This window comes from Streptomyces sp. SJL17-4 (assembly GCF_036826855.1).
Taxonomy (GTDB): domain Bacteria; phylum Actinomycetota; class Actinomycetes; order Streptomycetales; family Streptomycetaceae; genus Streptomyces.
The window spans coordinates 7,782,565-7,808,834 of the sequence record NZ_CP104578.1; the positions used below are offsets into that span (position 1 = coordinate 7,782,565).

The 26,270-nt window shown below is 74.2% G+C and carries 21 protein-coding genes; 8 read left to right on the top strand and 13 right to left on the bottom strand.

The genetic code is table 11. The features are described 5' to 3' along the window. Positions 1-69 precede the first annotated feature (69 nt). The gene (locus N5875_RS34975; protein WP_338498307.1) at positions 70-1,716 is read left to right on the top strand and encodes a sigma-70 family RNA polymerase sigma factor; all 1,647 of its coding nucleotides are present in this window, start codon (positions 70-72) and stop codon (positions 1,714-1,716) included. 15 nt (positions 1,717-1,731) lie between these two features. On the opposite strand, the gene N5875_RS34980 is transcribed toward N5875_RS34975, so the two are convergent. The 4 genes from N5875_RS34980 to N5875_RS34995 form a co-directional block, all read right to left on the bottom strand. Further along, positions 1,732-2,814 carry a CAP domain-containing protein gene (locus N5875_RS34980; RefSeq protein WP_338498309.1) on the bottom strand — a complete coding sequence of 361 codons (1,083 nt, stop codon included), beginning with the start codon at positions 2,812-2,814 and terminating at the stop codon, positions 1,732-1,734. A 126-nt stretch (positions 2,815-2,940) separates the two neighbouring features. Beyond that, on the bottom strand, positions 2,941-3,813 hold the full coding sequence (locus N5875_RS34985) for a universal stress protein (RefSeq protein ID WP_318211504.1): 873 nt from the start codon (positions 3,811-3,813) through the stop codon (positions 2,941-2,943). 154 nt (positions 3,814-3,967) lie between these two features. Next, positions 3,968-5,344: an acyl-CoA dehydrogenase gene (locus tag N5875_RS34990; protein ID WP_338498311.1), complete on the bottom strand. Its 1,377-nt coding sequence runs from the start codon at positions 5,342-5,344 to the stop codon at positions 3,968-3,970. A 157-nt stretch (positions 5,345-5,501) separates the two neighbouring features. Then, positions 5,502-5,957: an Rrf2 family transcriptional regulator gene (locus N5875_RS34995; protein ID WP_318211506.1), complete on the bottom strand. Its 456-nt coding sequence runs from the start codon at positions 5,955-5,957 to the stop codon at positions 5,502-5,504. 437 nt (positions 5,958-6,394) lie between these two features. Between N5875_RS34995 and N5875_RS35000 the strand changes: the two genes are divergently transcribed. Further along, positions 6,395-7,255 (top strand): glutathione S-transferase C-terminal domain-containing protein, encoded by an 861-nt coding sequence (locus N5875_RS35000; RefSeq protein WP_338498312.1) that lies wholly within the window; start codon positions 6,395-6,397, stop codon positions 7,253-7,255. 66 nt (positions 7,256-7,321) lie between these two features. On the opposite strand, the gene N5875_RS35005 is transcribed toward N5875_RS35000, so the two are convergent. Next, entirely contained in the window at positions 7,322-8,359 is a 1,038-nt protein-coding gene (locus tag N5875_RS35005; RefSeq protein WP_338498314.1) for an NAD-dependent epimerase/dehydratase family protein, read from the bottom strand. A gap of 141 nt (positions 8,360-8,500) precedes the next feature. On the opposite strand from N5875_RS35005, the gene N5875_RS35010 reads away from it, so the two are divergent. Both N5875_RS35010 and N5875_RS35015 read left to right on the top strand, forming a co-directional pair. Then, positions 8,501-8,743: a DUF5133 domain-containing protein gene (locus N5875_RS35010; protein ID WP_318211509.1), complete on the top strand. Its 243-nt coding sequence runs from the start codon at positions 8,501-8,503 to the stop codon at positions 8,741-8,743. A gap of 254 nt (positions 8,744-8,997) precedes the next feature. After that, positions 8,998-11,376 carry an excinuclease ABC subunit UvrA gene (locus tag N5875_RS35015; RefSeq protein ID WP_318211510.1) on the top strand — a complete coding sequence of 793 codons (2,379 nt, stop codon included), beginning with the start codon at positions 8,998-9,000 and terminating at the stop codon, positions 11,374-11,376. Positions 11,377-11,430: 54 nt separating this feature from the next. Here the strand turns inward: N5875_RS35015 and N5875_RS35020 are convergent, their stop codons facing one another. Next, positions 11,431-12,159 carry a DUF6058 family natural product biosynthesis protein gene (locus N5875_RS35020; RefSeq protein ID WP_338498316.1) on the bottom strand — a complete coding sequence of 243 codons (729 nt, stop codon included), beginning with the start codon at positions 12,157-12,159 and terminating at the stop codon, positions 11,431-11,433. 117 nt (positions 12,160-12,276) lie between these two features. Continuing rightward, the gene (locus N5875_RS35025) at positions 12,277-13,626 is read right to left on the bottom strand and encodes a D-alanyl-D-alanine carboxypeptidase (RefSeq protein WP_338498318.1); all 1,350 of its coding nucleotides are present in this window, start codon (positions 13,624-13,626) and stop codon (positions 12,277-12,279) included. 333 nt (positions 13,627-13,959) lie between these two features. Here N5875_RS35025 and N5875_RS35030 point away from each other — a divergent pair, with 333 nt between their 5' ends. Both N5875_RS35030 and N5875_RS35035 read left to right on the top strand, forming a co-directional pair. Continuing rightward, positions 13,960-15,891, top strand: a complete 1,932-nt coding sequence (locus N5875_RS35030; protein ID WP_338499360.1) for an NAD-binding protein — start codon at positions 13,960-13,962, stop codon at positions 15,889-15,891. A 187-nt stretch (positions 15,892-16,078) separates the two neighbouring features. After that, positions 16,079-17,284 (top strand): cytochrome P450, encoded by a 1,206-nt coding sequence (locus N5875_RS35035; protein ID WP_338499362.1) that lies wholly within the window; start codon positions 16,079-16,081, stop codon positions 17,282-17,284. Positions 17,285-17,422: 138 nt separating this feature from the next. Here N5875_RS35035 and N5875_RS35040 read toward each other — a convergent pair whose 3' ends face one another. The 5 genes from N5875_RS35040 to N5875_RS35060 form a co-directional block, all read right to left on the bottom strand. Next, entirely contained in the window at positions 17,423-17,674 is a 252-nt protein-coding gene (locus N5875_RS35040; RefSeq protein ID WP_318211513.1) for a hypothetical protein, read from the bottom strand. Between the two features lie 62 nt (positions 17,675-17,736). Beyond that, positions 17,737-18,213, bottom strand: a complete 477-nt coding sequence (locus tag N5875_RS35045) for an NUDIX domain-containing protein (protein ID WP_318211514.1) — start codon at positions 18,211-18,213, stop codon at positions 17,737-17,739. A gap of 45 nt (positions 18,214-18,258) precedes the next feature. Beyond that, positions 18,259-19,482 (bottom strand): FAD-dependent oxidoreductase, encoded by a 1,224-nt coding sequence (locus N5875_RS35050; RefSeq protein ID WP_338498321.1) that lies wholly within the window; start codon positions 19,480-19,482, stop codon positions 18,259-18,261. 40 nt (positions 19,483-19,522) lie between these two features. Then, entirely contained in the window at positions 19,523-20,950 is a 1,428-nt protein-coding gene (locus N5875_RS35055) for an FAD-dependent oxidoreductase (protein WP_338498322.1), read from the bottom strand. Further along, positions 20,947-22,431: an FGGY family carbohydrate kinase gene (locus N5875_RS35060; protein ID WP_318211517.1), complete on the bottom strand. Its 1,485-nt coding sequence runs from the start codon at positions 22,429-22,431 to the stop codon at positions 20,947-20,949. The genes N5875_RS35055 and N5875_RS35060 overlap by 4 nt, the downstream gene beginning before the upstream one ends. A 302-nt stretch (positions 22,432-22,733) precedes the next feature. Here N5875_RS35060 and N5875_RS35065 point away from each other — a divergent pair, with 302 nt between their 5' ends. Then, on the top strand, positions 22,734-23,708 hold the full coding sequence (locus tag N5875_RS35065; RefSeq protein WP_318211518.1) for a hypothetical protein: 975 nt from the start codon (positions 22,734-22,736) through the stop codon (positions 23,706-23,708). 70 nt (positions 23,709-23,778) lie between these two features. After that, positions 23,779-25,314 carry an amino acid permease gene (locus tag N5875_RS35070; protein ID WP_318211519.1) on the top strand — a complete coding sequence of 512 codons (1,536 nt, stop codon included), beginning with the start codon at positions 23,779-23,781 and terminating at the stop codon, positions 25,312-25,314. A gap of 58 nt (positions 25,315-25,372) precedes the next feature. On the opposite strand, the gene N5875_RS35075 is transcribed toward N5875_RS35070, so the two are convergent. Then, on the bottom strand, positions 25,373-26,131 hold the full coding sequence (locus tag N5875_RS35075; protein WP_318211520.1) for a GntR family transcriptional regulator: 759 nt from the start codon (positions 26,129-26,131) through the stop codon (positions 25,373-25,375). Between the last annotated feature and the right edge of the window lie 139 nt (positions 26,132-26,270).

Consider the following 26,270-nt stretch of genomic DNA (forward strand, 5'->3'; position numbering starts at 1 on the left):
GTTATCCCTCGCTCGCCCACGGGTCTCCGAACCACGGGGGACTCGTACCAGGGATGAGGGAGCAGATCCATGCACAGCGACGAGCGCCGCACCACCGCGCTGGTGGAGGCCGCCAGGGCCGGTGACGCGCACGCCAGGGACGCGCTGGTCCGCGCCTACCTGCCCCTCGTCCACAACATCGTCGGCCGGGCCCTCGACGGCCATGCCGACACCGACGACATCGTCCAGGAGACGATGGTCCGGGCCCTCGACGGCCTGGCCGGTCTCCGCGACCCGGCCCGTTTCCGGCCGTGGCTCGTCGCCATCGCCATGAACGGGATACGCCGCCGCTGGCGCGAACGCCAACAGGCACCCGTGGCCGGCCTCGACCGGGCCGCCGGCCTCGCCGACCCGGCCGCCGGCGACTTCACCGAGGCCACCATCCTCCGGCTGGGCCTGTCCGGACAGCGCCGCGACGTGGCCCGGGCGACCCGCTGGCTCGACGAGGACGACCGCGAGCTGCTCGCCCTGTGGTGGCTGGAAGCCGCGGGCGAGCTGACCCGCGCCGAGCTCGCCGAGGGCCTCGGCGGAATATCCCCGCAGCACGCCGCCGTCCGCGTCCAGCGGATGAAGGAACGCCTGGAGACGGGCCGCGCCGTCGTCCGCGCCCTCGACGCCGTGCCGATGTGCCCCGGCCTCGCGGAGACCGTCACGGCCTGGGACGGCCGCCCCTCCCCGCTCTGGCGCAAACGCGTCGCCCGCCATGTGCGGACCTGCGCCTCCTGCGCGGCGAGGGTCACCGGCCGCAGCGGCCTCGCCCCCGTCGAGGGCCTGCTCGTCGGCCTCGGCCTGGTACCCCCGCTCGTGATCGCCCTCACGGACGGCCCCGGCCCGGAGCCCGTCGCCTTCGACACGGTCGCGTCCGAAGCGGCCATCCCGGACACGGCAGCCCTGGACACGGCCATCCCGGACACGGCAGGCCCGGACACCGCCATCCCGGACACCGCAGGCCCGGACACGACCGTTGCGGACACGGCCGTTGCGCACCCGTCCGGGTCCGGGAGGACCGCCCCGGACACGGCCGCGTCCGACACCGTCTCCCGCTGGACACCCCTGCGCCGGGCCGGCGTGGCCGGGGCCGCGGCCGTGGCCGTCCTCGGCGCGGTCGCCCTCCTCGTACCCCAGGAGCCGCACGCGCGCATGGCGCCGGGCAGCCCGGCCGCCGCGCCCCCGGTGACGCCCGCCCCGACGACGACGCCCCCCGCGCCACCGACCCCTACCCGCACCGCCCCACCCACGCCGACGACCACGCCCCCGACCCCACGCCGCACCTCCCGCCCCACACCGGCACCCACGGGCGAGGAGCGGGTGACCGGGCTCGTCAACCGGCTCCGGGCGGCGGCGGGCTGCGCCCCGCTGCGCATCGACCCCCGCCTCACCGAGGCGGCCCGCGGCTACGCCCGTGACATGGCCGCCCGCGGCTACTTCGGACACGCCAGCCCCGAGGGCGAGTTCGCGGACACCCGGATCACCGCCGCCGGTTACGACTGGAGCGCCTGGGCCGAGAACCTGGACCGGGGCACGGCCGACCCGGCGTCCGTCGTCGACGACTGGACGGACGGGTCGATGCACGAGGAGAACATGCTCGACTGCCGGTACCGGGACACCGGAGTCGCGTCGGTGCCCGGTCCCGGCGGCACGATCTGGGTGCAGAAGCTCGCCGCTCCCGCCTCCTGACGACCGGTCGGAGGCTCAGCGCCGGGCACCGAAGTTCTGCACCCACCAAGGGCCGTTGGCCGTCAGCGTCACCCCGACGCCGATGTCCTTGAACGAGCAGTTGAGGATGTTCGCCCGGTGACCGGGACTGTCCATCCAGTCCTCCATCGCCCGTGCCGGGGTCTTCGGCCCGCGGTGGATGTTCTCCCCCCAGGTCGACCACGTGTACCCCGCGCCGGTCATCCGGTCGCCCGCGTCCCGGCCCTCCGGGTCGGCGTGCTCGTAGTAGCCGCGGGCGGACATGTCGTCGGCGTGGCCCTGCGCGGCGGTCCGCAGATGGCTCTCGGAGCGCAGCGGGCCGCAACCGGCCTTCTCCCGCTCGGCGTTGGCGAGGGCGACCACGTCCTGGACGAACCGCGCGGCCGTCCCCGCCGGCGCCTCCGCCACGGGGGCCGCGCCCTGCTGCCGGCCTTGCCGCTCCCCTTGGGGCTGGGCCGGTCGCGGCTGTGCCGGGGCCTGTTGGGGCCGAGGTTCGAGCCGTCGCTCCGACTCGGCCTTCGGAGGAGTCTCCGGCCGGGGCGTCGTGGGTTCGGAGCCGGCCGGTGTCGCCCGCGCCGTACGGGGGGACGGCGTGGCAGCGGTCGAGGGCGCCGACGGGGCCGAGGACGTCGGCCTGGGCCCACGTGCGGTCCCCGCCTCCCGTACGGTCCCCACCTTCCGTACCTTCCGTACGTCCTCCGGCGCGCCGCTTGCGGCTTCGGCGGTGGGGGAACGCAGCGACACCACCGGCTCGGCGGCCGAGGGGGTGGCGGTCGTGCCGCCGGTCCCGAGGGAGGCGACGTACATCCCGGTGGCCACCGTCAGGACGGCGGCCGCGGTCCCGGCGACCGTGACGGCGGTCCGGAAGGACGGCCGGGGCGCGGCGCGTCGCCTCGCTCCGCCGCCCTTGCGGTGCCGTCCGCTCACCCGCGCCGCCGGGCCCTCCGCCGCCGCGGGCCCGTTCTCAGCCGCGGGCCCGTTCTCCGTCGCGGGATTCGCCGCGAAGTCCCGTACGGCATCGTGCGGGTGCGGGGTGTGTTCAGGGGTGCCGGGGTGACCGGGACGGTCGTGGTGCCGCATGGAGCTCCGCTCTCTCGCCGTGGTCGCCGAACGGTCCGGCGCTGGGGAGAGCCACCGGGGCGACGGCGGTAACACTTTCCGGCCCCGGCCACCCCGACACTCCTCGTCAACCTCTGTCGCACCCTTTCAGCCCTGCGGGACGACCGCCACCGGACAGGGGGCGAGGTGCAGGGCCGCGTGTGCCACGGACCCGATGCGCGGCCCGACGGCCCCCCGCTTGGCCCGCCGGCCGACCACCAGGAGCTGGGCGGCCCCCGAGTGGGAGAGCAGCACCTGGCCGGCGCTGCCGAGCTCGACGTGCTCGGTGACCGGCACGTCCGGGTAGTGCTCGCGCCAGGGCGCGAGGGCCTCGCGCAGCGCGTTCTCCTCGTACGGGACCAGCCCGCCGGCCTCGTCGGCGAGCCGCATCGAGGCCGGGCTGTACGCGTAGAGCGCCGGCAGGCTCCATGCCCGTACGGCCCGCAGGGACGCCCCGCGCGCGGCGGCGGTGGCGAAGGCGAAGCCCAGCGCGGCGGCGCTGTCCTCCGGGCTGCCGAGCTGCCCGACGAGCACGTGCCCGGTGGGCGGTTCGGCCGGATCGCCGTCGCGGGACCGGACGGCCACCACGGGGCGGGTCGCGCCGGCGATGATCTGCTGGCCGTACGAGCCGAGCAGGAATCCGGCGATCGCCCCGTGCCCGCGCGAGCCGATGGCGAGCATCTCGGCCCGCTCCTCGGTGCCGAGCAGCGCGGCGACCGCCGTGTCGCCCAGCACCTCGGCCGTGAGGGTGAGCTTCGGGTAGCGTCGGGCGATCGTGGCCTCGGCCTCGCGCAGGACCTCCTCCGCGACGCGCTCCTGGGTCGCGCGGTCCTGGATCAGGGGGAGATCGATCGGCTCCCAGCGCCACGCGTGCACGAGCCGTAGCGGGAGGTCCCGGTGGAGCGCCTCGCGGGCTGCCCAGTCCGCCGCGGCGAGGCTCTCGGGGGATCCGTCCACTCCTGCGACGATCTCACGACTCATCAGGCTGCCTCCGTGGGTTGCCGTGTCGGGCCCGCCGGACGGCCGGACCCGCACCTCCCAGCTTGGGCCCTTGGGCCGCCCGACGAGAGGGCCGGACGTCCCGACATGCCGGTCCGTCCGTCCCTTCGCCCCTCCGGTCGGGGCGGGTCCGATGTCAGGCCGGCTGGGTCAGCCGCGCGTGGGTGCCGTTGAGGTAGTGGTCCCCGATGTCGCGGAGCCGGTGGGCCGCCCGGGTGGGGGCGGTGAGCGCGCGGGCGTTGCGCCAGAAGCGGTCGAAGCCGGGACCGCCGGCGCGGGTGTCGGCGCCCGCCGTGCCGTCGACGAGTTCGAGGACGCGGGTGGTGATGTGCCCGGCCGCCCGGCCGGTGACCGTCTCGGCGGCCGCCACCAGGACGGCGATGTCGGCGCGTTCCTCCACGCCCAGCGACCAGCCGGCGAGCAGGCCGTGGTCCAGCGCGTCCGTCGCCCGTTCCACCACCGCGGCGGCGGCGTGCGCGGCCGTCGCCAGCTCCCCGTACGCGAGCAGGAGGTACGGATCGTCCCCGGCGCCCCACGGTACGGAGCCGCCCGCGGCGCCACCGGAGCGGCCCGCCGGTGGCGGTCCGGCGTGACCGGCGCGGTTGATGTCCCGGGCCTCGGCGAGCGCCCCCTCGGCGATGCCGAGTCCGACGTGGACCAGGAGCAGTCGCAGGACGAGCGGGGCGAGGGTGGAGAAGGGGGCGACGGCGTGCTCGTCGTGGGGGAGTGCGCCCAGGACGTCCTCGGGCGCCACGGGGACCCGGTCGAAGGTGACGGTGCCCGCGCCGGCGAGTCGCTGGCCGACCCGTTCCGTCCCGGCGTCGGTGAACACCCCTGGTTCGGCCGGGTCCACCAGGACGACGAAGAGGTCGCCGCTGCCGCCGGGGCGGGCCCCGACGACGAGCCGGTCGGCGACGGTCACGGCGGAGGCGAAGGCACGGGTCCCGTCGAGGATCCAGCCCCCGCCGGAGTCGGCGGGGGTGAGCGTGAGGCCGCCGCCGGTCTCGGGGCGCGGCGCCTCGACGCCCCCGGCGAGCAGCCAGCGTCCCTCCGTGGTGCGCACGTCGAGGGGGTGGCCGTTGGCGAGCGGGGTGCCCGGGTCCCGCGCGGGGCCGCCGAAGAAGCGGCTGCTCCAGGACAGGGCGTAGTGGTGGGCGAGGAGTTCGCCGACCGAACTGTCGGCGGCGGAGATCTCCCGTACGACCGCACACGCCGCCTGCCAGTCGGCGCCCCGCCGGTTCGGGCCCGGGGCCGTCAGGAGGGCGGGGAGCCCGGCCTCCTGGAGCCGGGCGACCTCGTCGAACGGCGCTTTGCCCGCCCGGTCCCTGGCGAGGGCGTCGACGGCGAGGTCGTCGGCGAGTTCGCGGGTGACGCGGGGCCAGATCGCGTCGTCGGCGGGCCGGTCGACCGGGCTTTCGCCCGGCCTTTCGGCGGGCTGCGCGACGGGGCCCGCGGCCGGTGCGGAGGTGGTGCGTATCGCTGTTCTCTTCGGCGATCTCCTCGGCGTACTCACGTCACCTCACATGGTTCCCGATATCCCCACTGGAATAGTAGGGATAGTGGCAGAGGTAGTGGCGCCGCCCCAAGGGGTGTCCGTAAGCTGGACAAGGCCGTCTCGGCAGGTGAGAAGCAGTCACATATGCGCAGTTCGGGAGCGGTTGGCCCGTCGCTCAGGGGTTGGTCCAGGCCTCCGGATCGTCCGCGAGAGCGACGATCGTGTCCGGCAGCTGAGCCGCCGCGACCTCCGCGAGCGAGACCCCCAGCACCTCGCGGACGCCGGCCCGGAGCGCGATCCAGAGGGTCAGCAGCGACTCGGCGGGACCGGTGTACGACAGGTCCGGCGGCCGTTCCCCGCGGACCGAGACCAAGGGGCCGTCCACGCAGCGGATGACCTCGGCGACCGAGATCGACTCGGCCGGCCTGGCCAGCCAGTAGCCGCCGTTGCCGCCGCGCTGGCTCTCCACGAGGCCGCCCTTGCGCATGTCCCCGAGGATGCCTTCGAGGAACTTGTGCGAGATGCCCTGGCCCTCGGCGATGGCCTCGGCCTTCAGCGGACCCCCGTCCTGGGCGGCGGCGAGCTGGAGGGCGGCACGCACCGCGTAATCGGCCCTGGCTGAAATGCGCATGCGCGCATTATTCCGCACGCTCCCGGGAGGTGGCCCGTACCGCACCCTTGACGTCGTCCGGGGCCGGTCGGACACTCGGGACGGGGAAACCGAGCGAACAGGTAGGGAACCATGGGACGCAGCGGTCGACGCGACACGCCACTCGCCGCACCCCTCCCGCGCCCCCTGCCCCTCACATCCCGCCGCCACATCGACCTGCTGCGGGTCTGCAGCGCGGCGAGTCGTGGCCACCGCCGGGTGGTTCACCCCACCCGCTGAGGGTCTGTTCGCCGAGGGGACGTCGCCCTTCCCGCGGGGACCCTGCCGCGCCCCTCATCTCCTCTTCCCGTACCTCTGCTGCCTCCTGGCCCCGCGGGGCCGGTGCCGTCGCGACGCCGCGACCGGCGCCGCACCGCGCGCCGCCCGGACCCAGCACCGAGCGCCCCCAAGGGAGAAGCATGTCCGTCGTGCCGTCCTCGCTGCTGCCCGCCTCCACCGTGCCCGCCTTCCGGGGCCGGATCGGCCGCGACATCCACAGCGGCCACTACGCCGTACCGCACCGCTACCGCCTCCACGTCGCCCCGTACGACCCCGGCTGTCTGAGCATCGCCCTGACCCACAGCCTGCTCGGACTCGACGACACGCTCCCGCTCTCCGTGCTGCCCGAGAGCCCCGACACGACCGACGGCGGGTACGCGGCCCTCCGCCCGCTCTACGAGGCGAGCGCCCACCTCTACGACGGGCCGGCCGCGGCGCCCGTCCTCAGCGACGGGTGGACCGGACGGATCGTCAGCACGCACGTCCCCGACATCCTGCGGGACCTCGCCCTCCGCTTCCGCGGCGAAGGCCCCGAGCTGCTGCCGGAGGAGCACCGCGGCGAGATCGAGGCGATCACCGACCTGTGCGAACGGAGCGTCAACCGGGCCGCCCAGCGCGCCGGTGAGCTCGGACTCCACGGCGAGGACGCCCACCACGACCCCCTCACGGTCCTCTTCGCGGCCCTCGGCTCCCTGGAACGCCGCCTCGCCCGCCACCCGTACGTGCTCGGCGACGCGCCGACCGCCGCCGATGTGCACGTCTGGGTCACCCTGGTCCAGCTCGACACGGTCCACCGCTGGCACCTGGACGCCGCCGCGATGGACCGGGTCGCCGGATATCCGGCCCTCTGGGCCTACGCCCGACGCCTGGCCGCGCGCCCCGAGTTCGCCCACCGGCTCGACATCGAAGGCATCCTGCGCCGCCACCGCACCCACTGCCGGGGCCGCGAGGCCGCGGGCGCGGGCATCCGCCTCGTCGACTGGTCCGGCCCGACCGGCTGACGGTCGGCGCGCGGGCACCGCGCGACACACGGGGTGGCCCAGGAGCCGGGCTCCTGGCCGCCCTGGTCAGCCGATGCGGTGACCCGCCAGCGGGCCCGTGTCGTCGCCCGCCCCCGCACGGACGCCCCGCAGGAACTCCTCCAGGGTCTCCAGGGACGTTCTCGACGGCTCCCACTCCAGCTCCTCACGGGCCCGCTCCGTCGCGAGCAGCGGCATGTGCCGCAGCGCGTCGAAGAGGTCGGGGGACGCGGACGCGAGTCTCAGGCGCCAGGCCGCCGACAGGGCGCCCCGTACCGCGCCCGCCGGCACCCGTACGGGCTTGGCGTCCAGGAGTTCGCCCAGGACCGCGCCGTCGATCACCGGCTCCGCGGCCAGGTTGAACGCGCCGCGGACGTCCCGCAGCAGCGCCCGCCCGTAGGCGTCGGCCGCGTCCTCGGTGTGCAGGACCTGGAAGCGGAGCCCGTCGAACTCCGGGAGCACCGGCAGCAGATCGGGCCGCACCAGCTGCCCGGGGAAGAAGCGCCCCGCGAAGATCCGGCGCTGCCCGCTCGCCGACTCCTCCTTGAAGAGGAACGCCGGGCGCATCCGCACCACCCGGATCAGCGGATGATCCCGCTCGAACGTGTCCAGGACCCGCTCCAGATAGGCCTTCTCCCGGGTGTACGCGGCACCCGGCCAGCCGTGCGTCGGCCACGCCTCGGACACCGGGGCGCCACCCGCCGGGCCGGGGGAGTACGCCCCCACCGAGGAGGCGTGCACCAGCACCGGCACCCGCGCCGCCGCGACCGCGTCGAAGACGCGCACCGCGCCCAGGACGTTCGTCCGCCACGTCTCCACCGGATCGTGGGTCGGCCCGAACCGCCAGGCCAGATGCACCACGGCGTCCGCGTCGGCGACGTGCCGCGCAAGCAGCGGTTCGTCGCCCTCCCGGGACAGGTCCACCTCGGCCCACTCCACCCCGGGCAGTTCGAGGCCCGGCCGGCGCCGGGCCAGACCCAGGACCGAGCCGACGCGCGGCTCGCGCGCCAGCAGCCGTACCAGACTCGTGCCCACGTTGCCGGTGGCGCCGGTGACGACCACCCGCGAAATCGCGCTCGGATTCATGTCTCCGACCCTCCGCCATGGGCGTCGGAACCGCACTCCGGGAGCGTCTCGAACGCCCGGTCGTCACAGAGCGTGTCCGTGTCGGTCGCGAGTGTGGCCGACGACCGGGAGTATGGAGCGACTCAGGAGAAGGAGGACGCGATGCTTCTGCCCGACAGGAACACGGTCGACCGGCTGCTCCGGCACTACCGTGCCCAGGAGCGGACCGTGCTGGCCAGGCCGTGCGACCTGTCGGCGCGCCGGCGGTTCGAGGACACGGCGTACACGCTGTGCGTGCTGATGGGGGAGCGGACCGCCCGCGAGGCCGTCCACGCCGCGGAGCGCTATGTGGCCGGAACCCACCCGGCGTCGCACCAGACCCTGGAAGGCCTCCCGGGCGCCTGATCGAGACCGTCGATCGGGATCGCCGATCAGGGTCCTCGATCACGGTCGCCGATCACGGTCGCCGATCACGGTCGTCGATCAGGATCGCCGATCAGGGTCGTCGATCCTGGCCGGGCTCATCGATCAGGATTTGAGAAGCGTCCGGATCCGGCCGCCGCTAGCGTGGCAGTCATGGACCCCGCGATACGTCCGCCGTCGCTCACGGCGCACCGCGCCGGTCCGTTTTTCGGCCCCGCGCGACAGCTGGAGAGACGATGAGCAAGGCCCCCAAGGCGGACAAGCAGCCGCACCCGGCCGACCGGCACGATCTGATCCGTGTGCACGGCGCGCGGGAGAACAACCTCAAGGACGTCAGCATCGAGATCCCGAAGCGCCGGCTCACGGTGTTCACCGGCGTCTCCGGTTCGGGCAAGAGTTCACTCGTCTTCGACACGATCGCCGCCGAGTCCCAGCGGCTGATCAACGAGACGTACAGCGCCTTCGTCCAGGGCTTCATGCCGACCCTGGCGCGTCCCGAGGTCGACGTGCTCGACGGCCTGACGACCGCGATCATCGTCGACCAGCAGCGGATGGGCGCCGACCCCCGCTCCACCGTGGGCACCGCCACCGACGCCAACGCGATGCTCCGCATCCTCTTCAGCCGGCTCGGCAAGCCGCACATCGGCCCGCCCAGCGCCTACGCCTTCAACGTCCCCTCGGTCAAGGCGAGCGGCGCCATCACGGTCGAGCGCGGCGACAAGAAGACCGTCAGGGCGACGTTCAACCGCACCGGCGGCATGTGCCCCCGCTGCGAGGGCCGGGGCACGGTCTCCGACATCGACCTCGGCCAGCTCTACGACGACTCCAAGTCGCTCGACGAGGGCGCGCTCACCATCCCCGGCTACACGCCCGGCGGCTGGAACTACCGCCTCTACAGCGAGTCCGGACTCGTCGACCCGGCCAAGCCGATCCGCAGGTACACGAAGAAGGAACTCCAGGCCTTCCTCCACCACGAACCCACCCGCATGAAGATCGCGGGCATCAACATGACGTACGAGGGGCTCGTCCCACGGATCCAGAAGTCCTTCCTGGCCAAGGACAAGGAGGGCATGCAGCCCCACATCCGGGCCTTCGTGGAGCGGGCCGTAACCTTCACCACCTGCCCCGAGTGCGACGGCACCCGTCTCGCCGAGGGCGCCAGGTCGTCGAAGATCAAGCGGATCAGCATCGCCGACGCCTGCGCCATGCAGATCAGCGACCTCGCCACCTGGGTCCGCGGCCTCAAGGAGCCCTCGGTCGCACCGCTGCTCACCGCGCTCCAGCTGACCCTCGACTCCTTCGTGGAGATCGGTCTCGGCTATCTCTCGCTCGACCGGCCCGCCGGCACGCTGTCCGGCGGCGAGGCGCAGCGCGTCAAGATGATCCGCCACCTCGGCTCCTCGCTCACCGACGTCACGTACGTCTTCGACGAGCCCACCGTCGGCCTGCACCCCCACGACATCCAGCGGATGAACGAACTGCTCCTGCAACTGCGGGACAAGGGCAACACCGTGCTCGTCGTGGAGCACAAGCCGGAGACGATCGCGATCGCCGACCATGTCGTCGACCTCGGTCCCGGAGCCGGTACGGCGGGAGGCACCGTCTGTTTCGAGGGAACTGTGGACGGGCTGCGGAGCGGCGGCACCGTGACCGGCCGCCACTTCGACGACCGGGCTGCCGTCAAGGACACCGTGCGGGAGCCCACCGGCAGGCTGGAGATCCGCGGCGCGACGACCCACAACCTGCGTGACGTCGACGTCGACATCCCACTCGGGGTCCTCGCCGTCGTCACCGGCGTCGCGGGCTCCGGCAAGAGCTCGCTGGTGCACGGCTCGATTCCCACGAGCGACGACGTCGTGTCGATCGACCAGAGCCCCATCCGGGGCTCGCGCCGCAGCAACCCGGCGACGTACACCGGACTTCTCGACCCGATCCGCAAGGCCTTCGCCAAGGCCAACGGCGTGAAGCCCGCGCTGTTCAGCGCGAACTCCGAGGGCGCCTGCCCCACCTGCAACGGCGCGGGCGTCATCTACACCGACCTCGGCATGATGGCCGGCGTCTCCTCGACCTGTGAGGACTGCGAGGGCAAGCGGTTCCAGGCCTCGGTGCTCGAATACCTCCTCGGCGGCCGTGACATCAGCGAGGTGCTGGCGATGTCCGTGACCGAGGCCGTGGAGTTCTTCGCCTCGGGCGAGGCGAGCACCCCGGCCGCGCAGCGCATCCTCGCGCGGCTCGCGGACGTCGGTCTCGGCTACCTCAGCCTCGGCCAGCCGCTCACCACGCTCTCCGGCGGCGAGCGCCAGCGGCTGAAGCTGGCCACGAACATGGGCGAGAAGGGCGGTGTCTACATCCTCGACGAGCCGACCACCGGGCTGCACCTCGCCGATGTCGAGCAGCTGCTCGGACTGCTCGACCGGCTCGTGGACTCCGGCAAGTCGGTCATCGTCGTCGAGCACCACCAGGCGGTCATGGCCCACGCCGACTGGATCATCGACCTCGGCCCCGGAGCGGGGCACGACGGCGGCACGATCGTCTTCGAGGGCACCCCCGCCGACCTCGTGGCCGCGCGGTCGACGCTCACGGGCGAGCACCTCGCGGCGTACGTGGGGGCCTGACGGCGGGCGGCCCGGCGGCTCGGCTGTCCTCATGCTGCCGGGCCGCCGCTGTTCTCACGCTGCCGGGCCGCCGCGCGGGAACAGGGCGCGCGGCGCGTCCACGCAGGTGTCACGCGAGGTGGGGCCGCCGAAGCGCAGCCGGTCGTACGCCGTGAAGGCCGGCTCCAGCGCGTCGAGCTCGTCCACGCGCGCGTGAAGCGCGGCACGCCACTCGGGGGAGGGGCCGGCTCCGTCCGCCGGTCCGGCCGCGACGCCCTCCGCGGGTCCGGCCGCGACGCCCTCCGCGGGTCCGGCCGCGACGCCCTCCGCCGATCCGGCCGTGGCCGTCGCCGTCGTCGTGGCCGCCGCCGTGGCCATCGCCCCGGTGATCTCCGCCGTCAGCTCCTCCTTTCGCCGGATGAGCGTCGGCGTCACCGTGTGCAGACAGACGTACTGACCACTCAGATACGCCTCCCATTCCGCCTCGCCCCGCGACCGGTCCTCCCAGTGCGCGGTGAACCAGGCGTGCAGCCGCTCGGGTCCGCCCGCCGCCTCGGCGAGGCGGAACAGATCGCTCGGTACCATCTCGGCGCCGTCGGAGCGCAGATAGCCCGGCAGCGGAAGCAGTCGCCCGAGCATCAGTTGCCGGGCCGCGTCGGCGTCCCGGCCGAGCGAGGCGCACAGGGTCTCCAGGGGGACGAACTGCGCGGTGACGTACGCGTCGTCGGCCGCGGTCATCGGATGGTCGCCGTTCACCTCGCGGAACCGCTCGGCGATCTTCCTTACCAGCGTCCGGTCCACCATCACGTCACTCCCTCGGGAAGGCCGTCCGAGCTCGTCCCGGACGGCGTCCCCGCAGGCTAGAAGCGGGATCGTGCGGCCCCCGCCGAACCGTCGCCGACGGCTCGGGGCGACCTGCGGTCACTCCGCCCGGTGGGCCGACCTGCGCCGCCAACCCCACAGCGCCAGTGCGGCCGTGCAGGCCGAGCCCACCAGGGCCAGCGGAAGGCCGGCCGACGCGCCCGAGGGCTCAGCCTCGCGCGCGGGGTCCTCGGCGGGCGCGGCCACCGCCTCCGCCCCGGCCCGGGGCGCCCGACCGTCCCCGCCCGCATCGCGACCCCCACCGGCCGCCGAGACCGCCCGGGTGCCCGAACCGGCCGCCGCCTTCGCCCGTACCGCCTTCGTCCGTACGGGGAGCAGGGAGCCCACCGGCTGGACCCGGTCCGCCGCCTCGAAGCCCCAGTCCAGGAGTTCTCGTGCCTCCTCGTACACGGCGAGTCCACCGCCGCCCTGTGGGTTCATCACCGAGACCACCAGCGTCCGGTCACCGCGCCGGGCCGCGGAGATCAGCGTGTTGCCCGCGTTGCTCGTGTAGCCGTTCTTGATTCCGATGAGCCCCGGGTAGCGGGCCACACCGTCCGCGCCCGTGAGGAGCCGGTTGGTGTTGGCGATGCCGTACGACCAGGAGCCCGCCGGGAAGTCCGCGTACGCCGTCGAGCAGTACCGGGTGAACACCGGGTCCTGGAGCCCGGCCCTGCCGAACACCGCCAGGTCGTACGCGGAGGACACCTGCCCCGGGGCGTCGTACCCGTCGGGGGACACCACATGGGTGTCCAGAGCCCCCAGTGACCTGGCCTTCTCCTGCATCTGCCGGGACATCGACTCCCAGCCGCCGTTCATCGCGGCCAGGACGTGCACCGCGTCGTTCCCGGAGCTGAGGAACACGCCGTTCCAGAGGTCCGAGACCTTGTACGTGTACCCCTCCTTCACCCCGACGAGGCTGCTGCCGTCCCCGATCCCGGTCAGCTCGGAATGGGCCACGGTGTGCTGCTCGGAGGGTTCGTGGTGGGGGAGCGCCGTCAGGGCGAACAGCGCCTTGAGGGTGCTGGCCGGCGGAAGCTTCCGGTGCGCGTCGCGCGCGGCGAGCACCTCGCCCGAGGACGCGTCCGCGACCACCCACGACAGCGCGGAGACCGAGGGCACGGCGGGCGCGCCCGGCAGCGGCTGCACCTGGGTGCCCTTCCGGCCGAGCCGGGCCCGGTCGAGGTACTGGCGCGCGGGCGGCGTGGGCTCCCGGAGGGAGGACGTGGCCACCGCGGTCGAAGCGGCCACCGCGGTCGAGGTGGCAGTCGCGGTCGAGGTGGCAGTCGAGGTCGAAGTGACAGTCGCGGTCGAGGTGACAGGAGATGCCGTGGCCGACGGAGCGGGCAGCACGAGCAGCACCGCCGCGGTACCGGCGGCAGCATGACGGACAGCTGACGTGACGATCATTCAGTCACCGTAGGAAGGAGATGCCGGACGCGCAGATCGGAGTGCGCCGACCGGCGTAGCGGGTGTGGCGTACGGCGGCGCGTCGTGAGCCCGCCCGGGTGGTGATCCCCTCCCCGGCCCGCTGTCGGTGGCGCAGGGCATGCTGGTGACGTGCCCTCACACCCGTACCAGAGCAACGCCGTTCCGGCCGAGAGCGCCGGAGCGCCCCCCGTCGAGCCGGCCTCCCGGTCCGTCCCGGGCCCCGCCAGGTCCCCGGGGACCTCCGGCGGCGGTCCCTTCGGCGCGCCCGCCTTCCGCACCGAGCGGCAGCCGCGCCAGGACGCCGCCGGGCACATGATCGTCTGCGGGGACGACGCCCTCGCCCACCGTCTCGCGGGCGAGCTGCACGAGGTGTACGGGGAGCGGGTCACCCTCCTCGTGCCGGTACGGCCCGACGCGCCGCGCACGCCCACCGCCCGCACCGGCCGGGCGCTGGCCCTCTTCGGACGCGTCACGGCGGCCGTCATCCGCACCACGGGGAGCACCGCTCCCGCGGGCGCTCCGGGCGCCTCCGCCCCCTCCACCCCGGCGGCTTCCGACGCGGACGGCGGCGAGCCCACCGGCACCCTGCGCGTCGTCGAGTCCGCGGAGGCCGACGACCGTGCCCTGACGGACGTCGGCGTGGAGCGGGCCGCCGCGCTCGCCCTCGTCCACGAGGACGACGAGACCAACATCCGGGCCGCACTCACCGCCCGCCGCCTCAACCCCCGGCTGCGCCTCGTCATCCGGCTCTACAACCGCAAGCTCGGCCAGCACCTCGAAACCCTCCTCGACCAGGCCGCCGCCGTCGCCGAACCGGGCCTCGACCCGGAGAAGCTCGACGCCGCCACCACCGTCCTCTCGGACGTCGACACCGCCGCCCCCGGCCTCGCCGCCGCCGCCGTCGCGGGGACTAGCAAGGTGGTCCAGGCCGGGGGACTGCTGCTGCACGCCGTGGAGCGGCTGCCCGCCGCCGGAGAGGCCCCCGACCCGGGTCTGTGCACGCTTGCCCTGCTCTCCGCCACGGCCGGCGACCCGGCGGGCTGCGAAGGCTCCGAGCGGAGCGGCGACGCGGGCCCCCGACTCCTGCCGGACGACCGCACGGTGGCCGCCGCCACCGGCCGCGCCGCCGTCACCCTCGAAGCGGTCACCGCGGCGGGCCCCGTGCTCGCGTCCGCCCGGCTCGCCGCCTCCGCGCTGCCCGTCGCCTCGCTCTTCTCGCGCCGGCTGCGGTGGTCCCTCGCCGGGGCGGCGGCCGCCGTCCTCGCGCTCGCCCTGGCCTCCACGTTCACCACCGGCGACCACCCGCTGCACGCCGCCTATCTGACGCTTCTGGACATCTTCGCCATCGGCGACCCGGCCCTGGGGGAGTCGACCAGCCGCCAGGTCCTCCAGATCCTCGCCGGGTTCGTCGGGCTGCTCCTGCTGCCGGTGATCGTCGCCGCCGTCATCGAAGGCCTCGGCACGTTCCGTACGGCGACCACCCTGCGTCGGCCGCCACGCGGACTCTCCGGGCATGTCGTCCTCCTCGGCCTCGGCAAGGTCGGCACCCGTGTCCTCGCCCGGCTCCGCCGGCTGAACATCCCCGTGGTCTGCGTCGAGTCCGACCCGGAGGCCCGCGGCATCGCCGTCGCCAGACGGCTGCGCGTCCCCACCGTCATCGGCGACGTCACGGAGGAGGGCGTCCTGGAGGCCGCCCGCATCGACCGCGCCCACGCCCTGCTCGCGCTGACCAGTGTCGACATCACCAACCTGGAGGCCGCGCTCTCCGCCCGCGCCGTCAGCCCCGACCTGCGGGTCGTCCTGCGCCTGTACGACGACGACTTCGCCACCGCCGTCTTCCGCACCCTCCGCACCGCCCACCCGGCGGCACTCACCCGCAGCCGCAGCGTCTCCCACCTGGCCGCACCCGCCTTCGCGGGCGCCATGCTGGGCCGTCAGGTGCTCGGCGCCGTACCGGTCGAGCGGCGAGTCCTCCTCTTCGCCGCGGTGGACGTCGCGGCCCACCCGCTCCTGGACGGAGCGACCGTGGCCGCGGCCTTCCACCCGGGCAAGTGGCGCGTCATCGCCATGGACCGCGGCGGCACGAAGTCCGGTACGGGACAGGCCTGGCGCCTGGACCCCGACCGCGTCCTGAAACCGGACGACCGGGTCGTCGTGGCGGCCACCCGCCGAGGCCTCGCCGAACTCCTGGGCCGCGGCGGCGGTCACCTGCCGGTCAACACCCCACGAACGGACAACGATTGACCGTAGGCTCTGCCCACACACGCACCGCCGACCCCGCGCACGGCCGCGCACCGCTCCGGTCCCGCACCGCTCCGATCCCGCACCGCTCTGGTCCCGCCCCCAACGGCCCGCAGTCAGGAGCTCCCCTGTGGACACACCACCCGTGCACGCCCCGCACCACACCACCGCCCCCCGCCCACCTCACCTCATGGACCCCTCCGGCGGCTGCCCCCACGCCCACAACTTCCGCCTCCTCGCCGAAGGCGCCGTCACCCCGGTGGTGCTCCCCGGCGGCATCGACGGCATGGCGGTCCTCGGCCACGACGCCCTCCGGGAATTCCTCTCCCACCCCGACGTCGCCAAGGGCCCCCGGCACTTCACCGCGCTCGCCGAGGGCCGCATACCCGACGGCTGGCCGCTGCGGACCTTCGCCACCGTGCCCGGCATGATCACCGCGGACGGCGCCGACCACCGTCGCCTCCGTACCCTGGTGAGCAGCGCCTTCACCACCCGCCGGGTGGAGGAACTCCGCCCGCGCGTCGAGGCGGTCACCGCCGGGCTCCTCGACGGGCTCGCCGAGGCCGCCAGGACCGGCGACGGCATCGCCGACCTGCGCCGCCACTACGCGCTTCCGCTGCCGCTCGGAGTCATCTGCGAACTGCTCGGCGTCGACCCCGCCCACCAGGACCGGCTGCACCACCTCTCCGGACTGGTCGTCGCGACCGACACCACACCCGCACAGGCCGTCGCCGCCAACCGCGAACTCGTCGAACTCCTCGCCTCCATCGCCGCCGACAAGGCCGCCGCCCCCGACGACGACCTCACGAGCGCGCTCATCGCCGCCCGGGACGGGGACGGCGACCGGCTCGGCCAGGCCGAACTGATCGGCACCCTCCTCCTGCTGATCGTCGCGGGCCACGAGACCACCCTGAACCTGCTCACCAACGCGGTCCGGGCGCTCTGTGCCCACCGTGACCAGCTCGCCCTGGTCATCGAGGGCCGCGCGAGCTGGGCCGACGCGGTGGAGGAGACCCTCCGCTGGGACAGCCCGGTCAGCTACTTCCCGTTCCGCTATCCCACCCGCGACCTCACCGTCGACGGCACCCTCGTCCCACGGGGCACGCCCGTGCTCGCCGGGTACTCGGCGGCGGGCCGGGACACCAAGGCCCACGGCCCGGACGCGGACCGCTTCGACGTGACCCGCACGGCGAGGGCGAAGCACCTGTCGCTCGGCCACGGCCCCCACTACTGCCTGGGCGCCCCACTCGCCCGAATGGAGGCCACCATCGCCCTGGAGGCGCTCTTCACCCGCTTCCCGGAGCTGGACCTGGCCGTCCCGGAATCCGAGCTGCCCCGCCACGCCGGGTTCGTCGGCAACAGCGTCAGGACGCTCCCGGTCCGGCCGGGAGGCTGAACGCCCCCGGGCCGTGCGGGTGCGGGAGAGGCCCGGCCCCGCACCCGGCTCCCTCCGGACCCGGACCCGGAGCCGGACCTGGACCCGGAGCCGGAGCCGGAACTGGACCGGGACCTGGACCTGGACCTGGACCCCTCCTCACCCGGCCCGGCCCCACGCGGTCGCGGGGGAGGCGCGCAGGGACGAGACGAGCCGCAGCAGCCGTGCCTCGTTCCCCATGAGGCCCGCGGCGCGGAGCGCCTCGTCCGCCTCGGCCATCGGATGGGTGAGCATCACCCCCGCGTACGGGGCGAGCTGCGGATCGGTCAGCACGGCCTGGGTGGATTCGAGCAACCGCAGGTACGCCTGGGCGGCCGCGCGCTCGCTGGCGGTGATCGTGGTCGTGGTCATGTCGGGCTCCCTCTCGACAGTTCGGCGCTCACCACCCTCTCGTACGGGTCTGACAATCGCCCTCAGCCCCGCCCGTCGAGCCGCTCCACCAGCCGTTCCAGGAAGACCCGCTGGCCCTCCACGAGCAGCGGGGAGGCCGACTCCGGGACGAACCAGCCCACCCGGTCGATCTCCGGGAACTCCCCCTGGACGCCGGACCGGGGCGGCCATTCCATGACGAAGGTGCCCGGCACGATCGCGGCCGGGTCGAGCGTCCCCTCGACGGCCCAGACGGTGACGAGCTTTCCGTTGCGCTGCCGGGACTCGCCGAGGTCCAGCCACTCGCCCTCGGGCGCCGGAAGACCCAGCTCCTCCAGGAACTCGCGGCTCGCCGCCGCCTCCGGGGCCTCGTCCGGCTCGTACTCCCCCTTGGGGATCGACCAGGCCGACTGCTCGCGGGACGCCCAGAAGGGCCCGCCCATATGACCGATGAGTACCTCGACGCCACCGTCCGTCGTGCGGCGGAAGACCAGAAGACCCGCACTGCGTTTGTCAGACATACGGGCAAGTCTGGCCGAAGGACCCCGCCGTCGCAGCAGTGCGCGTCACTCCTCGGCGCCGACCACCACCGGACCGCCCCCGAGATCCACCCCGTGCGCCCACCACGGCGGCAGCCGCACCGAACGCCACGGGGCGAGCGCACCGTTCAGCCGCACCCGCCGCAGTGGCGCGCCGTCCTGGGTGACGGTCAGGACCGGGCGTACGAGCCGACGCTCCGGCCGTACGAGCAGGGGCGCGGCGACCGGACCGAGCAGACCGGGCGTCACCCACCGCAGCGGCCCCACCGATCCCGCCGGCACTCCCACCGGCACCCGGCCCTCCGGCCAGGGGCGTCCTTCGAGCAGGCCGATCACGGCCGCCGCCACCGTGCGCCCCTCGGCGGCGGCCACCACCGCCGGCTCCACCCCGCGCAGGAGGTTGCCCACCGCGAAGACCCCGGCCGCGGCGGTGCGGAAGGCGCTGTCCGTCGCGGGGCCCCGGGTGCCGGGGGCGAGCGGCAGCCCGCAGGCGCGGGCGAGTTCGTGGTCCGGGATCCAGTCCCCGGTGAAGACCACGGTGTCGCATCGCAGTGTGTGCCGGGTCGTACGGCCGGCCCCGCTCCGGACCGCGACCCCGGTCAGCCGACCGCGGCCGAGGAGTTCCGACACGACCGCGCCGCCGAGCACGGGAACAGCGCCGAACGCCGTTCTTCGCGCCGGGTGTTCGGTGACGACGGCCACCACCTCGACCCCGGCGGCGCGCAGCGTCCGCACGGCGGCACGGGCCACGGGATCGCCACCGACGACCACCGCCCGCCGCCCGATGTGCTCCGGCCGCGCCCCGAACCGGAGGACCAGCCGCTGCAGCTCGCCCGTGGTCAGGACCCCGGCGGGCCGGGACCCGGGGACGAGCCGTGCGCTGCGGGGGCGCTCGCGGGCCCCGGTGGCCAGGACGACCGCGCGGGCCCGGACGCGTTCGAGCCCGGTCGGCGCGGTGACGTCGAGCGTGAGCGGCCCAGCCCACCCGGTGGCCGACACGCCCGTACGGACGGTGGCCCCGGCGCGCAGGGCCGCGCGCACCGAGCGGCGCGCGTACCCGGGACCGTCCAGGGGGCGGCCCCGGGCGTCCGCGCCGAACCCCGGGCGGGCGCAGTGCCGGGGGATCCCGCCGGCGTCGAGCTCCCGTTCCAGGACCTCGACGCGCCCCGCACCCGCCGCGGCGAGGCGTGCGGCGGCGGCGAGACCGGCGGGTCCGGCGCCCACCACGAGCACGTCGACCGTACGGTTCACCGGGCCCCTCCTCGTACGCGTACGACGACACCCGTACGGTTCACCGGGTCCCCTCCCGGTGCTCCGCGTGTTCCTCGAACAACGCGCGTACCTCGGCGCCGCAGGAGTGGCCCTGACAGCGGCCCCCACGCGCGCGCGTGCGGCGGCGCAGTCCGTCGAGGCCGCCCGGCGGGATCGTCGAGGTGAGCGCGGCCCGGATCTCGCCACGGGTGACCCGCTCGCAGTGACAGACGATCGCACCGAACTCCGGGTCCCGGGCGATGAGCCGGGCGTCGCGGTACGGGCGGGGGAAGGCCTCGCCGAGGTTCGGCATCCGGAGCCGGGCGAGCGGCCGCTCGGGCCCGAGGCCGAGCCCGCAGTCGGCGAGGAGCCCGCGGACGTGCTCGGCGATGGCCAGGGACGCGGTGAGCCCGGTGGACCGGATGCCGCCCACCGTCACGTACCGGAGGCCCGGGTGTGCGGCGATCCGGTAGTCCTCCTGCCCGGTGGCGGCGCGCAGTCCCGCGTAGACGGCGGTGACCTCCTCGTCGAGCAGCGCCGGGAGGATCCGGCCGCCCTGCTCGCGGAGCCCGGCGAGTCCCTCCGCCGTGGTGCCGGTGGCGGTCTTGTCGTCCAGGTCCTCGGCGGTGGGCCCGAGCATGACGTTCCCGTAGACCGTCGGCGCGATCAGCACGCCCTTGCCGAGCGGGCCCGGCACGGGGAGCAGGATGTGCCGCACCAGGTCGCGTGCGAACTTGTCGAAGACGAGCAGCTGACCCCGGCGCGGGGTGACGGTGAAGTCCTCGCGTCCGACCAGTGCGTCGAAGGCGTCGGCGTGGAGTCCGCAGGCGTTGACGAGATGGCGGGTCCGCAGCACCCCGCGCCGGGTGACGAGCCGGTGGTACGGATCGCCCGGACGCACCTTCTCCACCCGGCAGTCGAGGTGCAGGTCGACGCCCGAGCGGACGGCCTGGGTGGCGTACGCGAGGGTGGTCGTCCACGGGCAGATCACCGACTCGCCCGGCACTTCGAGCGCGGCGAGCGCGCCGGGGCCCAAGTGCGGTTCGCGTGAACGGAGTTCGGCGGCGGTGAGCAGCCCGGTGGTGCGGTGTCCGTTGCGTTGGGCCTTCTCCGCGAGGCGGGGGAGGGCGGCGCGCTGCTGCTCGTCCCAGGCGACGAGCAGCGCGCCGAGCGGCTCCACGGGGATGCCGGTCTCCTGGGCGTACGCGGAGAGGAGGTGGTATCCCTCGCGGACGAGCCTCGCCTCCAGCGTGCCCGGCAGCGCGTCGAAACCGGTGTGCAGAATGGCGGTGTTGGCCTTCGACGTACCGTCGCCGACGTCGTTCGCGGCCTCCACGAGGGCGACCCGCAGGGGGTGGCGGGCGAGCGTCCGGGCGATGGCGGAGCCGACGACCCCCGCGCCGACGACCACGACGTCGTACGTCGCGTCGGCGCCCGCGGGGAGGGGGCCGGTGCGGGTGACGCTCATGAGGAGCCGGAGCCGGAGCCGGAGCCGGACCCGGAGTGACCCGAGCCCGTCCGCTCGACCAGCGCCGCCACCTCCCCACGGAACCGCGCGAGGCGCTCGCCCGCCTGGTCGCGCGAGATCCGGGGCTCGTACACGGCGGAGGGCTTCCACTCCGGTACGGCCTCCCGGAGCGTGAGCCCCGGGTCGAGTCCGAGCCGCGCGACCGCGCCGACGCCGAGTGCCGTCGCGTCGGGCAACGACGCGACCTCGACCGGAAGTTGGAGGAGATCCGCCTGGGTCTGCATGAGCAGCGCGGACCGGGTGAGGCCGCCGTCGGCGCGCAGCGAGGTCAGCGGCGCGCCCCGGTCCGAGGCGACGGCGGAGGCGAGTTCCACGACCTGCGCGGCGATGCCCTCGCACAGGGCGCGGACCAGATGGCCCGGCGTGGTGTCCAGGCCGAGTCCGGTGAGCGAGCCGCGGACGTCGCCCCGCCACCACGGCGCGGCGAGCCCCGCGAGCGCGGGGACGAAGGTGACGCCTCCGGTGTCCGGAACTCCGTGGCCCACCGGGTCGATCTCGGCCGCGCCGCCGATGACGCCGAGCTCGGTGAGCCAGCGCACGGCGGAGGCGACGGTGTACACCTGGCCGTCCAGACAGTGGGCGACCTGCCCGCCGAGCCGCCAGGCGACACAGCTGACCAGGCCCGAGGACGCGCGCCGGGGTTCGGGGCCGGTCTGCGCGAGGAGGAAGGCCCCCGTGCCGTACGTGCACTTGGCGGCGGCCGGATCGTCGGCGCTCTGGGTGAGCAGCGCCGCCTGCTGGTCGACCAGGAGTCCGGTGAGCGGGAGTGGCGGGCCGAAGGCGGTGGTGGTGCCGACGGGGCTGTCGCAGTCCACGACCCGGGGGAGGCGTTCGCCGCCGAGGCCGTACAGGTCGAGGGCGGTCTCCGACCAGGAGACGGTGTCGAGGTCGAGGAGTCCGGTCCGTCCGGCGGTCGCCGCGTCGGTGACGAAGGCGCCGGTCAGCCGGTGGACGAGCCAGCTGTCGCTGGTGGTGACGACGCCGGCGCCGGTGGTGTGGCGGCGGATCCAGGCCATCTTGGGCGCGGCGAAGTAGGGGTCGAGCGGAAGACCGGTGAGGTGCCTCAACTGTTCTGCGTGGACGTCGAGTTCGGCGCAGACGGAGGCCGCCCGGCGGTCCTGCCAGACCAGGGCGTCGGTGAGTGGCTCACCGGTGGCGGGGTCCCACGCGAGGACGGTCTCGCCCTGGTTGGCGAGACCCACGGCGACGACCGCCGTGCCGGCCTCGGCGAGCGCCGTGCGTCCGGCGGTGACCACGGAGTCGTACAGCTCACGCGGGTCGACCTCGACCAGACCGCCCGGCAGATACCGGGGCCGCACCGGAGCCGTACCGCTGCCGATGACACCGCGCTCGGGGCAGAGGACGAGGGCCTTGGTGCCCGAGGTGCCCTGGTCGACGGCGAGTACCGGGCCGCCCGTCATCGCGCTGCTCCTGTCCCTGGACGTTCGGTGATCATCCGATCACCGAAAAGGGCCAGGGTGCCGTCGTCGCGGCGCTCCGTCAAGCCTCGCCGGAGGATCACGTCAGGTCCGGCGCCGAACCTGACAGTGAGTCAAATCCGGTCGTTGGCTTGATAATTTCTGTCACGAAAGAAAGTGGACCGGTCGCATCCAGAGCCCTCTATAGTGATCGCCGATCAACGGCCGGGACGCCCGCCGGGGGACTGACCACCCCCTCCCATCCACCGAGGACCCATGTCATCCACACCACGCACCACCCCCTGATGGCCGGACACGGCTTCAGACCCGTCTACCACCCCGCGGGCCACGACCACGCCCTGCGCAACGCCGTCCAGGACTTACGCACCGGGCGCTGGGTGGCGATGGCGCGACTCCTCGACGAGACGACGGGCTGGGACGGCTGGACCCGACGCACCCAGGTCCTCGCCGCCGTCGCCGCCGGCACCGACGTCATCCACATGTGGCGGACCGAACAGCCAGGGAGCCTCGCCGCCACCGTGATGCACAGCCGCGTCGCCGTCGAACGGGCCGTACGTGCCCACCGCGCCGGCCACGCCCGCACCCGGGAACTCTGGCAGGAGGCCTGGACCGCGTGCCGGGAGGCCGCCGACCTGGCCCCCGACGACCCGGTGCCCTGGGTCGGCCTGATCGCCCTCGCCGCCCTCGACGGCCGCCAGCGCATGGAGGAGCACCGGCTGCCCCCGCCGGCCCCCATGCTGCCGCCCGGCCCCTGGGGCCTGCTCGCCGAGGCGGAGAAGCGCGACCCGCACAACCGCGAGGCGCACCACCGCATGCTCCAGTTCGTGTACGCCCGACGGCCGGGACCGCTCTCCGAGGCCGTCAACTACGCGCACTGGGCCGCCTCTTCGGCACCCGTCGGCTCCGCCCTGCACGTCCTCCCGCTGTACGTGCGCGTCGAGCGCTACCGGCGCGAGCGCGGCCACGAGCGGGCCCTGGACCTCCACTGGGTCGCCGAGGACGCCGTCCGCGAAGCCCAGCGCGCCCTCGACACCTGGTTCCTCTTCTGCGCCACCGACGAGGCCTCCCTGCTCGACCTCAACCATGTGGCGCACGCCCTCTTCGGAGCCCTCCGCTTCACCGACGCGGCCCGGGTCTTCGCATCGCTCGGCCCGTACTACACGACGCTGCCGTGGGCGTACCGGACCCCGCATCCGGACGACCGCGTGCTCGCCGAAGAGGTCTTCCTGCGGGCCCGCGCCCGCTGTCTCAGCGGCTGAGGTCCGTTTCCCCGCCTCACGCCGTCCCCCGCCTCCCCGCCCCCGCTCACCCCCGTCCCCGGAGGAACGCATGTCCCGCACCGCCCCCGACACCACCGACACGCTGCGCAAGCCACCCCCCGCCCAGGACGAGGAGGCGCGGCTGAGAGAGCTCGGTTACCAGCCCGTCCTCGCCCGCCGCATGGGCGGCTTCGGCAACTTCGCGATCAGCTTCTCGGTCATCTCCGTCCTCTCCGGATGCATGACCCTGTACGGCTTCGGCATGGGCACCGGCGGCCCCGCCGTCATGCTGTGGGGCTGGGCCGGCGTCGGTCTCTTCGTGCTGTGCGTGGGCCTCGCCCTCGCCGAGGTCACCAGCGCCTACCCGACCTCCGGCGCCCTCTACTACATGGCGGACCGGCTCGGCGGGCGCCGTTGGGGCTGGTACACCGGCTGGCTGAATCTGCTCGGTCTGCTCGGAGCCATCGCGGGCATCGACTACGGCGCCGCGCTCTTCACCGGCGCCTTCCTCAACCTCCAGTGGGGCTTCGAACCCACCGCGGGCTCCACCTTCCTGATCTTCCTCGCGATCCTGCTGCTCCACGCCGTCCTGAACCTCTTCGGCGTCCGCCTGGTCAGCGTGCTCAACTCGATCAGCGTCTGGTGGCACCTCGCGGGCGTGGCGATCATCGTCGGCGCCCTCGCCTTCATCCCCGACCGGCACCAGTCCGTCGACTTCGTGTTCACCGAGTTCGTCAACGACACCGGGTGGGCCAACCCCTTCTACGTCGCCGCGATCGGCCTGCTCCTCGCCCAGTACACCTTCTCCGGCTACGACGCCTCGGCCCACCTCTCCGAGGAGACCTCGAACGCCTCCGTCGCCGCCTCCAGGGGCATCGTGCGGGCCATCTGGGTCTCCTGGCTCGCCGGATTCGCCCTGCTCGCCGGGCTGAGCTTCGCCATCCAGGACTACACCGCCACGCAGAACAGCGCCACCGGCGTCCCGCCCGCCCAGATCTTCCTGGACGCGCTCGGCACCGGCGGCGCCACCGCCCTGCTCCTCGTCGTCATCGTCGCCCAGCTCTTCTGCGGCAATGCCGAGGTGGCCGCCGCCAGCCGCATGGTCTTCGCCTTCAGCCGTGACAACGCGCTGCCCGGCTCGGCGATCTGGCGCAAGGTCAGCGGCCGCACCCAGACCCCGGTCCCGGCCGTCTGGCTCGCCGTGGCCGTGGCCGCGGTGCTCGCCCTTCCCTCGCTGTACTCCGCCACCGCGTACGGTGCCGTCACCGCGATCAACGTCATCGGCATCACGCCCGCCTACGCCATCCCGATCTATCTGCGCCTGCGCGCCGGGAAGCGGTTCACCCCCGGCCCGTGGAGCCTGGGCCGCTGGAGCAAGCCGATCGGCTGGACCGCCGTCGTCTGGGTGGCGCTCGTGACCGTGCTGTTCTGCCTGCCGCAGAAGTCCCCGGTGACGGTCGACACCATGAACTACGCCGTGATCGCGCTGGCCGTCGTGCTCGTCCTCGCCAGCGTCTGGTGGTACGTCGCCCGCCGCTCGTACGGCACGCCGACGGCGTACGGCAACGCCCGCGAGGAGGCGGAGATCTCGGAGGGCATCATCTGACGTCGGCGTCGGAGAGAGCCGGTTCCTGTCCCCGTACCGGACAGGAACCGGCCCGCCCTCAGGCGCTGAACTCGTACGTCCAGGCCGCCGACTGGGCCGAGAAGTCGATGTCCGTGATCTCCAGCGCGTGCCCGTGCTGATCGCTCACCACCCGGTGGACGAGCAGCCGGGCCGCGCCGCCGGCCGTCGTCATGGCCGGGCCGGGCACGCCGACCGACTCCCGGTGGGTGATCCGCAGCCCCGCCTGGTGCATCCAGTGGTAGAGCAGCCGCAGGTCCGGCTGTTGGCGCCAGTCCCGTCCCCGCCGGTAGCGCGCCAGCTGGGGGATCTCGGTGAGCGCGGGCCGCGAGAACCACGACACCGCGCGCTGGAGCGCCGTTCCCTGCGGTCCGAGCACGACGTGCCGGTGGACCAGCGTCGGCTCGCCCGGCGTGAGCAGGAGCCGCGCCGTCAGCGGCGTGGGTGGCGGCTCCCAGGTGAGCGAGGCCCGTACCAGGGCCTCGGCCGCGCGGGGACCGCCCGGGAACGTCGGCCGGCGGGCCGTGAGGGCCGGGGCGACGGGCTCGTTCCCGCCCTCGGCTCCGGAGGCGGCGAAGGTGCCGCGCCGGTCGGTCACCACGAGCCGTTCGTCCCGCAGGAGTTGGAGTGCGCTGCGTACCGTCTGCCGGTTGACGTGGTAGCGCTGGGACAGGGACCGTTCCGAAGGGAGCCTGGTGCCGGGGGAGATGCGGCGGTGGGCGAGGTCCTCGCGCAGCGCGGCGGCGACCCGGAGATAGAGCGGCGCGTCTGCCGCCGCCTCGGATGCGGGCTCGGCCATGATCAAACCCTCTCTTCGCTCAGCGTGACCGCATGGGTCGTGCGGGTGATCAATTCCTATCATTGGTCTAAACCATTTTGCCAGTGCTCTCCGGCAGAGTGGCCGAAACGAGCGAGTCACCTTGTAATGAGGTACCAGG

What these genes read in the sequence shown, in the direction of transcription:
- N5875_RS34975 (WP_338498307.1), top strand. Translation starts at nt 70, where the DNA reads ATGCACAGCGACGAGCGCCGCACCACCGCGCTGGTGGAGGCCGCCAGG.
- N5875_RS34980 (WP_338498309.1), bottom strand. Translation starts at nt 2,814, where the DNA reads ATGCGGCACCACGACCGTCCCGGTCACCCCGGCACCCCTGAACACACC.
- N5875_RS34985 (WP_318211504.1), bottom strand. Translation starts at nt 3,813, where the DNA reads ATGAGTCGTGAGATCGTCGCAGGAGTGGACGGATCCCCCGAGAGCCTC.
- N5875_RS34995 (WP_318211506.1), bottom strand. Translation starts at nt 5,957, where the DNA reads ATGCGCATTTCAGCCAGGGCCGATTACGCGGTGCGTGCCGCCCTCCAG.
- N5875_RS35000 (WP_338498312.1), top strand. Translation starts at nt 6,395, where the DNA reads ATGTCCGTCGTGCCGTCCTCGCTGCTGCCCGCCTCCACCGTGCCCGCC.
- N5875_RS35005 (WP_338498314.1), bottom strand. Translation starts at nt 8,359, where the DNA reads ATGAATCCGAGCGCGATTTCGCGGGTGGTCGTCACCGGCGCCACCGGC.
- N5875_RS35010 (WP_318211509.1), top strand. Translation starts at nt 8,501, where the DNA reads ATGCTTCTGCCCGACAGGAACACGGTCGACCGGCTGCTCCGGCACTAC.
- N5875_RS35015 (WP_318211510.1), top strand. Translation starts at nt 8,998, where the DNA reads ATGAGCAAGGCCCCCAAGGCGGACAAGCAGCCGCACCCGGCCGACCGG.
- N5875_RS35020 (WP_338498316.1), bottom strand. Translation starts at nt 12,159, where the DNA reads ATGGTGGACCGGACGCTGGTAAGGAAGATCGCCGAGCGGTTCCGCGAG.
- N5875_RS35025 (WP_338498318.1), bottom strand. Translation starts at nt 13,626, where the DNA reads ATGATCGTCACGTCAGCTGTCCGTCATGCTGCCGCCGGTACCGCGGCG.
- N5875_RS35030 (WP_338499360.1), top strand. Translation starts at nt 13,960, where the DNA reads ATGATCGTCTGCGGGGACGACGCCCTCGCCCACCGTCTCGCGGGCGAG.
- N5875_RS35035 (WP_338499362.1), top strand. Translation starts at nt 16,079, where the DNA reads ATGGACCCCTCCGGCGGCTGCCCCCACGCCCACAACTTCCGCCTCCTC.
- N5875_RS35040 (WP_318211513.1), bottom strand. Translation starts at nt 17,674, where the DNA reads ATGACCACGACCACGATCACCGCCAGCGAGCGCGCGGCCGCCCAGGCG.
- N5875_RS35045 (WP_318211514.1), bottom strand. Translation starts at nt 18,213, where the DNA reads ATGTCTGACAAACGCAGTGCGGGTCTTCTGGTCTTCCGCCGCACGACG.
- N5875_RS35055 (WP_338498322.1), bottom strand. Translation starts at nt 20,950, where the DNA reads ATGAGCGTCACCCGCACCGGCCCCCTCCCCGCGGGCGCCGACGCGACG.
- N5875_RS35060 (WP_318211517.1), bottom strand. Translation starts at nt 22,431, where the DNA reads ATGACGGGCGGCCCGGTACTCGCCGTCGACCAGGGCACCTCGGGCACC.
- N5875_RS35065 (WP_318211518.1), top strand. Translation starts at nt 22,734, where the DNA reads ATGGCCGGACACGGCTTCAGACCCGTCTACCACCCCGCGGGCCACGAC.
- N5875_RS35070 (WP_318211519.1), top strand. Translation starts at nt 23,779, where the DNA reads ATGTCCCGCACCGCCCCCGACACCACCGACACGCTGCGCAAGCCACCC.
- N5875_RS35075 (WP_318211520.1), bottom strand. Translation starts at nt 26,131, where the DNA reads ATGGCCGAGCCCGCATCCGAGGCGGCGGCAGACGCGCCGCTCTATCTC.